The organism is Vibrio sp. 10N.261.46.A3, assembly GCF_041472995.1.
In the GTDB taxonomy this organism is placed as follows: domain Bacteria; phylum Pseudomonadota; class Gammaproteobacteria; order Enterobacterales; family Vibrionaceae; genus Vibrio; species Vibrio coralliirubri.
Window position 1 is genome coordinate 15,935 of sequence record NZ_JBFRRH010000122.1, and the last position, 12,539, is coordinate 28,473.

General features: G+C 44.0%; 15 protein-coding genes. 9 read left to right on the forward strand and 6 right to left on the reverse strand.

The window, feature by feature from the left end; all coding sequences use genetic code 11:
* Positions 1-15 precede the first annotated feature (15 nt).
* Positions 16-1,425: a heme anaerobic degradation radical SAM methyltransferase ChuW/HutW gene (hutW, locus tag AB4484_RS23790; protein WP_372080659.1), complete on the reverse strand. Its 1,410-nt coding sequence runs from the start codon at positions 1,423-1,425 to the stop codon at positions 16-18.
* Positions 1,426-1,586: 161 nt separating this feature from the next.
* Here hutW and AB4484_RS23795 point away from each other — a divergent pair, with 161 nt between their 5' ends.
* The 6 genes from AB4484_RS23795 to AB4484_RS23820 all read left to right on the forward strand — a co-directional run bounded on the left by AB4484_RS23795 (position 1,587) and on the right by AB4484_RS23820 (position 6,505).
* Entirely contained in the window at positions 1,587-2,393 is an 807-nt protein-coding gene (locus AB4484_RS23795; RefSeq protein WP_372080661.1) for a TonB family protein, read from the forward strand.
* A 2-nt stretch (positions 2,394-2,395) separates the two neighbouring features.
* Positions 2,396-3,097: a MotA/TolQ/ExbB proton channel family protein gene (locus AB4484_RS23800; protein ID WP_017064315.1), complete on the forward strand. Its 702-nt coding sequence runs from the start codon at positions 2,396-2,398 to the stop codon at positions 3,095-3,097.
* Entirely contained in the window at positions 3,094-3,507 is a 414-nt protein-coding gene (locus tag AB4484_RS23805) for an ExbD/TolR family protein (RefSeq protein WP_372080663.1), read from the forward strand. The genes AB4484_RS23800 and AB4484_RS23805 overlap by 4 nt, the downstream gene beginning before the upstream one ends.
* Positions 3,508-3,672: 165 nt before the next feature.
* Positions 3,673-4,560, forward strand: coding sequence for a hemin ABC transporter substrate-binding protein (locus AB4484_RS23810; protein WP_048614733.1), 888 nt, complete (start codon positions 3,673-3,675; stop codon positions 4,558-4,560).
* Positions 4,561-4,685: 125 nt separating this feature from the next.
* A complete protein-coding gene (locus AB4484_RS23815; RefSeq protein ID WP_048609731.1) occupies positions 4,686-5,723 on the forward strand; it encodes an iron ABC transporter permease in 1,038 nt (345 codons plus the stop codon).
* Positions 5,723-6,505 carry a heme ABC transporter ATP-binding protein gene (locus AB4484_RS23820; protein ID WP_372080665.1) on the forward strand — a complete coding sequence of 261 codons (783 nt, stop codon included), beginning with the start codon at positions 5,723-5,725 and terminating at the stop codon, positions 6,503-6,505. Before AB4484_RS23815 ends, AB4484_RS23820 begins: the two co-directional genes overlap by 1 nt.
* Before the next feature lie 395 nt (positions 6,506-6,900).
* On the opposite strand, the gene AB4484_RS23825 is transcribed toward AB4484_RS23820, so the two are convergent.
* Positions 6,901-7,362, reverse strand: coding sequence for a TetR/AcrR family transcriptional regulator (locus AB4484_RS23825; RefSeq protein ID WP_004731875.1), 462 nt, complete (start codon positions 7,360-7,362; stop codon positions 6,901-6,903).
* Positions 7,363-7,894: 532 nt separating this feature from the next.
* Here AB4484_RS23825 and AB4484_RS23830 point away from each other — a divergent pair.
* Positions 7,895-8,194 carry a YfcZ/YiiS family protein gene (locus tag AB4484_RS23830; RefSeq protein WP_017062761.1) on the forward strand — a complete coding sequence of 100 codons (300 nt, stop codon included), beginning with the start codon at positions 7,895-7,897 and terminating at the stop codon, positions 8,192-8,194.
* Positions 8,195-8,230: 36 nt separating this feature from the next.
* Here the strand turns inward: AB4484_RS23830 and AB4484_RS23835 are convergent, their stop codons facing one another.
* Positions 8,231-8,527 (reverse strand): YnjH family protein, encoded by a 297-nt coding sequence (locus AB4484_RS23835; protein ID WP_050643300.1) that lies wholly within the window; start codon positions 8,525-8,527, stop codon positions 8,231-8,233.
* 103 nt (positions 8,528-8,630) lie between these two features.
* Here AB4484_RS23835 and AB4484_RS23840 point away from each other — a divergent pair, with 103 nt between their 5' ends.
* Positions 8,631-9,230, forward strand: a complete 600-nt coding sequence (locus AB4484_RS23840; RefSeq protein WP_048614727.1) for a hypothetical protein — start codon at positions 8,631-8,633, stop codon at positions 9,228-9,230.
* Between the two features lie 157 nt (positions 9,231-9,387).
* Here the strand turns inward: AB4484_RS23840 and AB4484_RS23845 are convergent, their stop codons facing one another.
* Positions 9,388-10,494, reverse strand: coding sequence for a 1-acyl-sn-glycerol-3-phosphate acyltransferase (locus tag AB4484_RS23845; protein WP_372080668.1), 1,107 nt, complete (start codon positions 10,492-10,494; stop codon positions 9,388-9,390).
* Between the two features lie 175 nt (positions 10,495-10,669).
* On the opposite strand from AB4484_RS23845, the gene AB4484_RS23850 reads away from it, so the two are divergent.
* Positions 10,670-11,296: a hypothetical protein gene (locus AB4484_RS23850; protein ID WP_017067957.1), complete on the forward strand. Its 627-nt coding sequence runs from the start codon at positions 10,670-10,672 to the stop codon at positions 11,294-11,296.
* A 132-nt stretch (positions 11,297-11,428) separates the two neighbouring features.
* On the opposite strand, the gene AB4484_RS23855 is transcribed toward AB4484_RS23850, so the two are convergent.
* Together AB4484_RS23855 and AB4484_RS23860 are read right to left on the reverse strand one after the other, a co-directional pair.
* On the reverse strand, positions 11,429-11,914 hold the full coding sequence (locus tag AB4484_RS23855) for a hypothetical protein (RefSeq protein WP_048609737.1): 486 nt from the start codon (positions 11,912-11,914) through the stop codon (positions 11,429-11,431).
* Between the two features lie 27 nt (positions 11,915-11,941).
* Positions 11,942-12,463, reverse strand: a complete 522-nt coding sequence (locus AB4484_RS23860; protein WP_017067428.1) for a nicotinate-nicotinamide nucleotide adenylyltransferase — start codon at positions 12,461-12,463, stop codon at positions 11,942-11,944.
* Between the last annotated feature and the right edge of the window lie 76 nt (positions 12,464-12,539).

Sequence of the window (12,539 nt, forward strand, 5' to 3'; positions counted from 1 at the left end):
ACTAAAAATTCGATATTAAGCGTGCTTCAAACTAGCATGCGGGTGTACGCCCGAACCTGACGCTTTAGGCGCTGGATACATAGCTTGGAATTCAGCGTTAAGCACTTGAATTACACTCTGCGTTAGGCTTACCGCCCAAAAGCTGCCAGCAATAGTCAGGCTCAGATAATCTTCCGAAAGCTCAACTAAACCGTTCTTTTCCCAATGCGCGAACAGAGGTTTTAGGTAGTCGAACGTGTCTTGTCCCATAAAGCTCGGTAGCGTACTTCTTCTAACAACACCAGAATCGAAACCTGCCTTTAATGTTGAGAAGATAGGTTCTAATGAGCTTTGTTTCGTCATCATGGCGATAGGTAATTGACCTTGCTTTATAGACTCCATGTAGCTGTCTAAAGTTCGATGCTGCATCACACCATGACCGCCGATGTTGCCACCAGCGCCACAACCAATGGGTAGAACTTCGGCATAAGTTTTCGCTAAGCTGTTGTAAATGCTGCGTTCGCGGTTATCACGAGTCCAGTGGTTTACGCTCAGTTGCTTGACCTTATTTTTTGCCATGAACTCCACACCCGCCAAATACATGCTCGCCTTATCTGGCGTATTCGCAGGCGGTGGGATTTTTCCTTTTTCAACAAGATTAAGCATAGGTGCATTGCTCGCAACAATCAGTTGGTAGAGGTCAATACCGTGTGCGCCAGTAGACATGTAGTCTTCTAAATCTTGTTGGAACACTTCCATAGATTGGTGTGGTAATCCGTATAACAGATCAAGAACGATTGGCGCTTGCTCGGTGCGGCATAGTGAACTGATACGTTCTAGCACAACCTCTCGGTCATCTAGGCGCTTAGCACTACGTCGAACCTGAGTATTGAAACTTTGAATACCGAATGAGAAACGATTGAAGCCACCTTCAAGCGCACGATCAAACATCTCGTCGCCAAATCGGTTGATGCGCCCTTCCAATGTCATCTCAACATCGTTTGCTAGTGGGAAATATTGACGAATCGCTTTACCCAGCTGTTCAACTTGCTGAGGTGACAAATCGGTGGGTGTTCCGCCACCAATATAGACGGCGTGAAATAGTCCAGACTGAGCCCAAGGCGTTTTGGCTTTCTGCTTTAGCTCGACCATCAGTGCATCGAAATACTCATCCACTAATTTACGGCTTGCGGCATTTTGGAAGAAATTGCAGAACGTACAACGCACGCGACAAAAAGGAATGTGGATATATAAGCAACGCTTATCCTGTTTTTTCCCTTCACTCAGCATCAGTTCATCAAAGAGTTCTAACTTCTTACTGGGGTCGACCGGAATTGAACTTCCTCCGGCGTGTGCAGAATGCTTTTTCGCAAACGCAAAACGAAGCGGATCAGGGCTAGAAACACCCAAGATTGATTCGTCAAATTTATAAATATTAAGACTCATATAATCTCTCTAAACACTTACATAGCAAAGTCTGGAAGACTATTCGCTAAAAACTGAGAGAATCATAAATACACGCAAATGATAATGCAATTGATAATTGATCTTATTTAGATTCTAAGCAATAATCCGATATAGAATTTTGATTTGGTAAAGGATTGATTGTGAACGTTCCTAGATATGTTATTGCAGGCGGTGCATCGTTAGTGATTCATGCCGCGTTGTTGTTTGTCGCTCAAGAATCCAAAGTATTTGCGATGCCTGCAGGTAGCCAATCGAACACGGTATCGATCAACTTCACTCCTAAGAGCGTTCCTTCACAAGCTCAGCAAAAAACAATCACAGAGCCAGTTGAACCTGAGCCAATAAAAGAAACCGTCTCACAAGCCGAACCTAAACCAGTCGAACCCAAAACGGTTGAGCCAAAGCAAGCTAAGCCAACCCCAAAGAAAAAAGCGATCACCAATAAACCTCAACCAAAGAAAGTTGAGAAAAAAGTGATTGAGAAGAAGGTTGTCGAGAAAAAGCCTGTTCAAAAGAAACCAGTGACTGAGAAAAAGGTGGTGAAGAAAGAACGCCCAGAACCAGCACCACAACCAGAGAAGCTAGCCGACAAAAAAGTCGATAAGAATATGGACGAATCTGCCAACCAGCCTCAGGAAGTAAATCAAGGCGTATCAAACCAAGAGCCAGTTTTGGTCACTAAACCTTCGTTCTCTGCACGTCCTACCCCACCGAATTACCCTCGCCAAGCAAGACGCCGTGGCGTTGAAGGTGTCGCGACTTATGAGATCTGGCTAGACGCTGAAGGCAAACAAATTAAACAAGCATTAGTAAATTCATCAGGCGCGCTAATGCTCGATAACGCCGCATTAGATGCCATTAAACAATGGAAATTCTCACCTCACACTGTCAATGGTCGAGCGATTGCTCACCGAGTACAAATACCTGTTCGTTTTAGGTTGGATTAATCATGCAACAAATCAGTTACTTACAAGATCAACTTGGCTTAATGACTTGGCCTCTTCTTATCTGTTCAGCATTAACAGCAATGATCATCGCTGAACGTGTCTTCCAAGTCATGCTCAGCATTGGTGTGGGCAAACGTGCCATTCGTCGTGAGCTTAACCAAATTTCACCAACCAACAGTAAAGAGATTGAAGCGCTTGCTCAGTCGATTTCAGGTAAACGCCCGCTACTGTACAAGGGCGTGTCAATGTTGCTTGCTCACCATTCCTTCTCAAAAGGGTTACGTGAAGATGCTGCTGGGATCTGGCTACAAGAAAAACGCCACCAGCTTCATGCAGGTTTAAGACTGCTGGGTTTGATCGGCGTGATCAGTCCACTCATCGGCTTGCTTGGTACGGTACTTGGTCTTATTGAGATGTTTAAAGGCGTTGCCGCCACAACAGGCAGCATCACGCCTAATGATTTGGCAGACGGTCTTGGATTAGCAATGCGAACCACAGCAGCAGGTTTGATGATTGCGCTTCCTGCTATTTCTGGTGCTCAGCTACTAGGGCTATGGGCCGATCGAGTGCTAGCTCAGCTAGAACATACTCTGAACTATGTGAATGTTTGGCTAGAAGGCATGTCGATTCAAACCAATCAGTCCGATGATACTCAAGGTAAGCCTATCAACAAAACCTCTATCGGTGATGTGAGCCAAGCATGATTAAAACGCCCCACTCATCTCACACACAGAGCCTAGCGCCGGACTTAACACCGCTGCTCGACATCATTTTTATCGTGATGGTTTTTCTATTGCTTACGGCATCAGTAAAGCTGGAGTCACTGGAAGTTGAGCTGCCAAGCTCGGATGTCAAAAACGTTTCTGAAGTCCACAAGGATTCGATTAGCGTCAATATTTTAGACCGCGAACCCCACTGGGCAATTAACGGCCAAGAATACATCGACTGGGAAAACTTCAAGATTGCCCTGTTAGAAGAGACTGGCTCAACGGATAAAAAGCCGATCATCATTGGTGCAGACAAAGCCGCCAACGTGGAGAACCTAGTGAAGTTGCTTTCATTCCTTCAAGAGAACGGAATACCAGCGACTCAATTGCTCACTGACGATGGCTAGAACAACACTCAATTTTTATGAGGCCTAGCGTTTATGAAATTTGGCTCCTGATAGCTAAGATCAAATAGACAGAACTAAGCCTCTCTATCGATTCGAACTCACAATGCGAACGGACTGCTCACTGAGTATCTTCGCGATACAAAAAGAAAATATAAAGAACTTATTATGAACAACTTAAACGTGCTCAATAAATTAAAGACTAAGACACATCTCCTTTCAGTTGCCGCTATGAGCTTGGCACTTAGCGCACCCGCAATGGCCAACGATGCTGAACAACCTCGAATCATCAGTGCCGGCAGTGCCGTTACTGAATTGGTTTTGGCATTAGGTGCTGAAGAGCAGCTAGTCGCGATTGATGTAACCAGCCACTTTCCTCAAGCAGACAACCTGCCAAAGATTGGTTATCACCGAAACCTGTCTGCGGAAGGCTTACTTGCCCTAGAACCGACCACGTTGATTGGCTCAGATGAAATGGGACCAGACAACGCGATTTCTCAATTAAAATCGGCAGGCGTCGATGTAGAGATCGTCAACACCGAAGCAAATGTTGAAGGGCTGTTAAAGCGTATTGACCAAATCGCCAAGATTACCCATACCGAAGCACACTCACAGCAAGTTAAAGCTGAAGTGAATCAGAAGATTGCTGCACTGAAAGCGAACCAAGTACCAAGCAACGAAGCGAAGAAAGTACTTTTCCTATTGTTGCATGAAGGTCGCCCTGCGAACGTTGCCGGTGGTGAGACTTCACCAAACGCGATCATTGAGTTGGCTGGCGGTATCAACCCTGCCGCTCAAAGCCTAACGTCTTACAAACCACTGTCGATGGAGTCACTGGTAGAAATGCAACCCGATGTGATTCTAGTCAGTGGCCGTAGCTACCAAAAAATGGGCGGTGCTGATGCGATCCTGAAATCGCTACCTATGTTAGCGGCGACTCCTGCAGGTATGAACAAGCAAATCATTACCGTAAATGGCAGTGCTTTGGTTGGCGGGCTTGGTCTCGAGAGCCTTTCTGAAGCTAAGCGATTAAACGCACTTATCTATCCGCTATAACTTATCTACCCGCTATAACTCAACTACCCTATTTTTACTGTTGCTAGTTCAGTGCCCATCACCAGCGTGCTTTTCACAATGTTGGTGATGGATATTGAAGTTAGTGACGGACATTGAGGCCCTTTATGTTGTTACGATCCGTCCCGCTGAAAACATCGATGTTAGGCCTAGGTGCTACCCTAGTCTTCGTCGCACTGTTTTCAATCACCGTTGGGCCAATGAACATTAGCTTGGCTGACAGCGCAGCGAGCTTACTCCAGCCAAACAATGACTTGGCCCCCCACATCAACTTGGTGATTCAAGAGATTCGCTTACCTAGAACCATTTTGTGTATGTTGATTGGTGCGATTCTCGCGTTATGTGGTGCTGTTATGCAGGGCTTATTTCGAAACCCGCTTGCTGAGCCTGGGATCATCGGTGTGTCTGCTGGTGCGGCGCTAGGTGCAGCTCTGGCCATCGTGCTTTTCTCTGAGCTATCGCTTCAATACCCTGCTTTCATGAACTTTGCTGCGGTTCCTGTGTTCGCTTTTCTTGGCGGCGCTTTAACCACACTGTTGGTGTATAAGCTGGGCACGGGTAAATTCGGCACCTCTGTCACCATCATGTTGTTAGCGGGCGTGGCGATCAGTGCGCTCTCTGGCGCAGGTATTGGCTTCTTGAATTTCATTGCTGATGACCAAATGCTGCGCGATCTTTCATTGTGGTCGATGGGTTCATTGGCAGGCGCTAAGTGGTCAGGCATCTTGCTGGCTGCTGTCACGCTCGTTGGATTGTTTGTTGTTTTCTACCGCCAAGCGATGTCTCTAAATGCCCTGTTACTGGGTGAGTCAGAAGCGCAACACCTTGGTATCCCAGTTCAAAAGCTGAAACGAAAGCTGATTCTACTGACGGCTGCAGGCGTTGGTATCACAGTTAGCCTGTCTGGCATGATTGGTTTTATTGGATTGGTTATCCCGCATTTAGGTCGCATGTTAGCAGGCCCTGACCACCGAGTTCTGTTGCCACTATCAGCGGTACTAGGCGCACTGCTGCTAACCGCCGCAGACATGTTCTCACGTGTGGTACTTGCTCCGGCAGAGCTACCTGTAGGTATTGTCACTGCGATTATCGGCGCCCCATTCTTCTTATATCTATTATTTCAACAGAAAGGGAGAATCCTTTAATGTTTCCTTCAGCTTTAAAAGCGACCGATATCGAAGTGAAGTTCGGCAGTAAAGTGATATTAGATGGCGTTTCTATTGAGATTGAAGCGGGAAAGGTAACCACACTGCTTGGGCCAAATGGCGCAGGTAAAAGCACGCTGCTTAAAGCTTTGTGCCAAGAGATATCAAGCAACGGCGATATCCAGTATTTTGGACACAGTAAAGATAAGTGGCCTTCTCACAAGTTAGCTAAGCACCTTGCTATGCTTCCTCAACACAGCACATTGACCTTCCCATTCTTGGCACATGAAGTTGTCGAGCTTGGTGGGATTCCTCTGCAAGAATCCAACAAGAAGCTGACCAGCATTGCTAACCAAAAAATGGATATTGCTGATGTGACTCACTTGAGTGAAAGGCTTTATCCTTCGCTATCAGGCGGTGAAAAGCAGCGAGTGCACTTGGCTCGAGTATTAACTCAGCTTCACCACTCTGGTGACCAATGTATTTTGATGCTTGATGAACCAACGTCTGCACTGGATCTTGCCCACCAGCACAACACCTTAAAGATTGCGAGAGAATTAGCCGATAACCACAATGCCGCGGTTATCGTGGTTTTGCATGATCTCAACTTAGCCGCGCAGTATTCCGATCGATTGGTGGTATTGAAAGATGGCAATTTGGTGTGTGATGGCAAGCCTTGGGATGCGCTGAAACCTTCGATGATAGAAGATGTGTATGGTTACAAAAGTATCGTAGAAAAACACCCAACCATGAGCTTCCCTCAGGTTCACCCCGCACAATAAGTCCGATTAAAGAGCGACTCGTTTTGAGTATTCGTTCTTGATAACAATGACGTAATCCTAAGCCTCGATTTGTTCGGGGCTTTTTGTTGGCTCACAGCCACTCTCTCGGCTTAAACTCAATTTTATTAATAACCACAACAGCAAGCACCAAAACGACTAACCTTGAGCATTTGAGGCTCTAGAAATGAACACTACCCGTTAGGGTTACTTAGCTTTTAACACTGAAGAGGAAAACAAGTCACGGGCGTAAGCATATAAAAAGAAAAGAAATAACATCAATCAACATCACTCAACAAGACAGCGACATCGATGTGGGATTGAGAGAAAAACGTAAAAGAAGTGAAACTGCAGGCACAAAAAAAGCCCCCGCAGGAGCTTCTTTTATTGAGTGCTGATTATTGGCTCATACGAATCAATGATTTACCAATCAACCACTCTAGTTCTTTACCGCTAGTATCGCCAAACTGAGTTTCAGTCAGCTTGTATAGACGATCAATACCGTTTGCAGCGAACTCATGCGCGCTCTCAGCAGTAACGATATGATGGAAAAGTAAACGTAAGATTGCTAGGAACTCAGCGTCTTCAAGTGCTGCAACCCAGCTAGCTGAAAATGCATCAAGGCCATTTTCGAAGTCAATGTGTTCCATGAACATCTTGAAAATACGACCGTCTAGAGCAGCAGTAAAATCCGTTTTCTTTGGAAAGTGATGACTTATACCTGTACGAGAAACACCCGTTTGTTGACTCAACGTCGTGTATGACATCTTGTCGTAACCCAATCTTAGTAGCTGGTCTACAACGGCATCCATGATTTTCTGGATCGTGATTTCTGTATCTTCTTTACTACGCTTTGGCATATTCAGGCTCTTCTCTTTGTAAATCCATCTAACTCAATCAAATGAAGTCAGAATGAAAATCGTTATCAGCATTATGTGAGCAAGGTATTTTTTCGCAAGTATTTCCATTAAATACCAACAAATACTTTGTACGAACAATTTTACAGTGCTGCCTCTTTGGGCACTTTGTCTAATTATTCTTCGAAAGTCACCTTACCTCTCTAAGTGGTTAATCTAAAATAACAACTTAGAATATCAAATACCCAACAATAAATTCATTGTATAAATACCTATCAAGCAATAGATAGTCTTATAAAATTAGTTACGACGCAACTAACTGAATGATATTCTAACAAATTAATGACACTGCTTATCAACAAAACATGAGATAGATCACATACATATTTGGCGACGCGAATGTACACATTCATTTAACCCCTTCAACAAACAACATAGCATACCAGTACAAATTAGTTCAAAGATTTTAATTTTTGTAGATACAGTTCAAATTGCTCGTTAGAATAACCTCAGACTTTGTAAGAGGATTATTATTATGAGCCAAGATATTGGTAACAACGATGTATGTGAAGCTTGCGGCTGTGCAGGCGAAATCGGGTTCATCATTAAAGAAGGCGACGATGTTGCTGAAGTAACGGTTTACGGAAACTCAAAAGCACTTATTGAAGCTGAGTTTGCTAAGTACGTTGAACTTGCTAAACAAGTGTCTAGCAACGTTGAATTTGAAGCATCAGAGATGACTGAAGAAAGCACAGAGTTGCACGCTCGCTTTAAATTTGAAGTTAGCGCTGAGAAGATTATTTTTGAACTTAAGACTCGCTCTCTAGCGCGTTAATATAAGCATTTATATTCTTATTAAAAGACGAGTGAACTACTCGTCTTTTTTTAATTGAACCCAAGCCAGTGACCCATTTTGCTCAAAATCGTTTTCTGCAGCGCACTGAATCACTACGCCCCCCACCTCTAACACTGCCCCAATGCTATAAGCCTTATCATCGTAATAACAAACTCGTTGCTGTTGACCGCCTTGTGTCACTACCACCGCAGCTTTACCGGGCGTTGAAATTACTTTGTTGGCACTCGCAGACATTGAGCCAAACATTGAAGCGGCTATCAGAAAGACCTTAACAATTCGTATATTTACTCTAATCATTGATTTACCTGCCATCTTTGTTCCATTCCTCGTTAATCTACCGCCAAATGGGTAAAACACTATGCGAGATTAATTTTTCCATTATAGTGTAAGCGTCTATCGTAATAAGAAGCCTGTTATGCTCAGAATAATTGCACTTATTATTGGTTCCTTAACCATAACAAATGTCAGTGCTGAACCACTCGATCACTATCAAATATTGAACCATCTCGATAATTACGGAAACTTATATCTACGAAATAAGCCTTATACATCACTTCCAACTGGCTTGGTGGTAGATGGTAATCTCAATATAGAGAACACTGCGATCACACGCCTACCCAAAGGGTTAGAAGTGAACGGCAGCCTAAAAGGCTCTAACAGCCAACTCGCTCGAGTCCCGAGCGGGGTTAAGATAAAAGGTTACGTCGACTTGATTGGCAGCCAAATCACCAGTTGGCCAAGAGGTGTAAGAGTGGGCGGTTTTATCAACCTCACCGATACTCCACTGGAAAGGCTACCGAATGGCTTTAGGGTGAAAGGCGATCTGAGCGTGATCCGCACTCCTTTAACCGAACTCCCCAATGGGATCGTGATTGATGGCGACTTATATATAGGCGGTTCTGGGATTACAACATTTCCCGAGACTATGACAGTTAAAGGCAACATCTATCTGGGCGGCAACACTGTAACCACATGGCCAACCAATCTAGAACTCGGTGGCGCAGTCGCTCGCTAATTCAGGCTAATGCTCTATTGCTCTATTGCTCTATTGCTCTAATAAGTTAATGCTCGATCGCAGCAACAAGTAGCCATTCAGAAACAAAAAAGGAGCCCAAGGCTCCTTTTTCAATTCAATCAAGTTGCTAATCAACTAGCAAGCAAGCTAACGTTCGTTAACCAATGTTCTTCACTGGGTTGGCGTAGCTATCGATCAAGTACTGACGCGCACCTTGTGGCAGGTTCGATAGTTTAGCTTCAAACTCTTGTTTAACGGCCGCTGTAATCGACTCATCTTCTTTTTCTGCTGCCAGCAAGTTTACTGGGAACAGTTTGTAGTTATCGTGGATCTGACGATCGATCTCTTCAGCAAGCGCTTCAGGCGTATCAAAATCTTGGTCGATAACCTGACCGAAGCCAACGTGAACGCGTCCTTTATTACCGATGATGCCTTGAATGATACTTTCGATATCTTCAAACTCACCTTTTTCGTAACTGCCGTTTACATCTTTCTCGAAAAGCTCTATCGCTTTAGCTGTGTCACATGGGTCGTTCTCGTAAGAAATAGCCACAGGAACAATCTTCAATGACTTCACGTATTCAGGGAAAGCAATTTTTTGCTTACGTCCTTCAACGTGGAACATTTTCAAAATTGCTGGCTCAGTAAAATCGTTACCGTCTTTCGCACGACCTTCCTTTTGAGCGATCCAGATTGAGTTGCCTGTTTCTAGAGAGTGCTTAATGTAGGAAGACAACTGCCCTAGCGCTTTCATCATCTCACGCGGTCCTTTCAGAGAACGCTTTACGATGAAGCTCTTGTTCAAACGCATCAATTCAGTCGCACATGGCTTCTTCAACAGGTTGTCACCGATAGCGATACGACAAGTCTGATGATTATTTTGATGCAGAGCGTAATTTACCAACGCAGGATCCATAGCAATGTCACGATGGTTTGATACAAACAGATAAGCTTGGTTCGCATCCAGTGACTCGATACCCGTGTACGTCACACCGTTAGTGGTTTTCGCTAACGTGTCGCGTAAGTACTTTTTCACTTCAATCTGAATGGATTCAACGCTAGTCAGCTTGCTCCACTTCATTTTTAAGTACACACGCAAAATCGGGCTCATTAATGCTTTGAACCAAGACGCATGGTTTGAAAAACGGTAGTGCAAGATTGCACTGATAAATTCTTCATCATTAATAAGACGGTTTAGTGCCGCTGGAATTTCATCATCGCCGTAAGGACGAATATCAACATATGGATCGGTTGGAGAGGTCATTTTTTAATTCATATAATAAAAAGCTGGCTCATTCTACGCGTTGTTTTGACTTCTCGCAGCTACAGAGCCCATACTTTTGACAAGGTCAGACCAGAAACATTGAAAATCCCCTGTTATTGTTGGCATTCTTTAAGATTAACGGTAATCTTGACGCCCCAAAATTAAGGTACTATCTATGAACTTCGCTATTGAATATACATCGGCTTACTTTTCACACTTGGTGATCACACCACGCAAGAAAGTACTTAAACATAGCCTTGTATCGGTTCAAAGTGGCTTGGTTTTGATTAAGTTAGGCAAACAAGAGTATGCCGTTGAACCAGGACAAAGCGTCTGGATTCCGCACGACTGCCTAACGTCACTGACCTACTTTCCAAACACTCAGGTTAACCGCGTCGACTTTTCTGTTCGTTTGACGGATTCATTCCCAAGACAAGCGGGTTACATCACGCAAACTAACCTCTCTTCGGCACTACTAGAAAAGCTAGAACAAACCAAAGCTCGTGCTTCCAATGCCAATAATACGGAACAAGCGTTTAAAGATATGCTTTCTGTATTGAAGCAAGAAGTGTTGTCGTTTAAACCCCTGCTTTGCGAAAGTGCTCTTTCTCAGCGATTCAATCAGTGGAACATTGATGACTCAAACCTGCCACAAGAGCACACTCTGGTGATGGTGATGCGAGAAGCGAAGAAACGCATGCAGTCAGGCCAGAAACGTTCACTTGTGATTGATGACCTGTTCTCAGGTAAAGAAGAAGAGTTCGAGCAACTGTGTATGCTTGTTTTTGGTGAAGATTTATAGCTTGGCGGTAAGTGAGTGCTGGTATTTAAACTAGCAGCCAGATACTAAAAAGCCGCAAAAACTGAGTTTTTGCGGCTTTTTTAATTCTTACTATTTAGACGTAGATAGCAATCAATCTATGTCACTACCTGTCTAGAATGGCAACTCAACCTGCATCATTAGGTCGGCGTCACGTGAGTCATGCCAACGATAATCAAAGCGCATACGCGGCTGCCCTTCTACTTTCTCGCCAAAACCGATGCTGAGTTGAAGACCATGATTCATCAACCACTCTTCAGTCGACATATCATACTGCTCGTCTTCAAGGTCTTCTGGAAACCACATACCCAAGCCAACATAGTTTGACTCAATGCTTTGTGTCAGCAATGGCGAGTCTTTACTTTGAAGAACCCAATCAGACCAATAGTCCGGTGTACTTTCAGGTTCATCATCGCTCAGTCCGCTGATTTCCATCATACGTTGGCCAAAAGACTCGATGCTGGTCGAGAAATCTAGACAATTGTCATCTTCATCAGAAGTCAGCATGATTGAATCTAGGCTAAAAAAATCACACTCAGCATACGCAGGCATACTGCATGCTGCCATGATCAACGTCGCTGGTATCGCGCTCTTTAGCATAGTCCTCTGACCTCTTGATTAGTGAACTTACATTATCTGATACAGTCCACTATCTTGCAACATCTTTGTAACTGACTTTGTACTCAGTTTTGCCACATCGCTTCCACTTATCAGTGCATTACGTATGTCTGTGCTGCGAATTTTCACTTTTTCAGGGCAAGCCATTACAGACCACTGCTCGGTAATCTCATCTGATTTATAGAAAGATGAGAACTTAAAGAAGTTATCTGGGCCAATAACAAACGTCAGTTCAGCGTCACGATGTAACTTTTGAAGTTCACTGAGAACTGCATAAGTCGTGACGCTTTCACCTGGGGTAAATAGGCTCTTTTCGATCAAAGAAAGCTCCACTTGATCCAGTGAAAGATCGCTAATAAATGCGTTAACTAACTGACATCTCGTATCAAAGTCTAGCATCTCTTTTCCCCAAGCATGGGCAATACTTGGAACGAGTAAAATTTTGTCAAAGTGAGCCAACGAATCAATCACACTTTTGTGCCCTAAGCTCGGTGGATTAAACGCACTACCGAAAATGGCTATTTTTTCCATTATTAATTACTGCCTTCTCTTTCTAAGCTTGTGCAAAGAGGTTTTTAAATCGGATGATTTAGGTATGATAACACTA

Coding starts and splice junctions, on each gene's coding strand:
- AB4484_RS23820 (WP_372080665.1), top strand. CDS start 5,723: ATGTTTCCTTCAGCTTTAAAAGCGACCGATATCGAAGTGAAGTTCGGC.
- AB4484_RS23860 (WP_017067428.1), bottom strand. CDS start 12,463: ATGGAAAAAATAGCCATTTTCGGTAGTGCGTTTAATCCACCGAGCTTA.
- AB4484_RS23855 (WP_048609737.1), bottom strand. CDS start 11,914: ATGCTAAAGAGCGCGATACCAGCGACGTTGATCATGGCAGCATGCAGT.
- AB4484_RS23835 (WP_050643300.1), bottom strand. CDS start 8,527: ATGGCAGGTAAATCAATGATTAGAGTAAATATACGAATTGTTAAGGTC.
- AB4484_RS23810 (WP_048614733.1), top strand. CDS start 3,673: ATGAACAACTTAAACGTGCTCAATAAATTAAAGACTAAGACACATCTC.
- AB4484_RS23840 (WP_048614727.1), top strand. CDS start 8,631: ATGCTCAGAATAATTGCACTTATTATTGGTTCCTTAACCATAACAAAT.
- hutW (WP_372080659.1), bottom strand. CDS start 1,425: ATGAGTCTTAATATTTATAAATTTGACGAATCAATCTTGGGTGTTTCT.
- AB4484_RS23845 (WP_372080668.1), bottom strand. CDS start 10,494: ATGACCTCTCCAACCGATCCATATGTTGATATTCGTCCTTACGGCGAT.
- AB4484_RS23800 (WP_017064315.1), top strand. CDS start 2,396: ATGCAACAAATCAGTTACTTACAAGATCAACTTGGCTTAATGACTTGG.
- AB4484_RS23825 (WP_004731875.1), bottom strand. CDS start 7,362: ATGCCAAAGCGTAGTAAAGAAGATACAGAAATCACGATCCAGAAAATC.
- AB4484_RS23805 (WP_372080663.1), top strand. CDS start 3,094: ATGATTAAAACGCCCCACTCATCTCACACACAGAGCCTAGCGCCGGAC.
- AB4484_RS23830 (WP_017062761.1), top strand. CDS start 7,895: ATGAGCCAAGATATTGGTAACAACGATGTATGTGAAGCTTGCGGCTGT.
- AB4484_RS23815 (WP_048609731.1), top strand. CDS start 4,686: ATGTTGTTACGATCCGTCCCGCTGAAAACATCGATGTTAGGCCTAGGT.
- AB4484_RS23850 (WP_017067957.1), top strand. CDS start 10,670: ATGAACTTCGCTATTGAATATACATCGGCTTACTTTTCACACTTGGTG.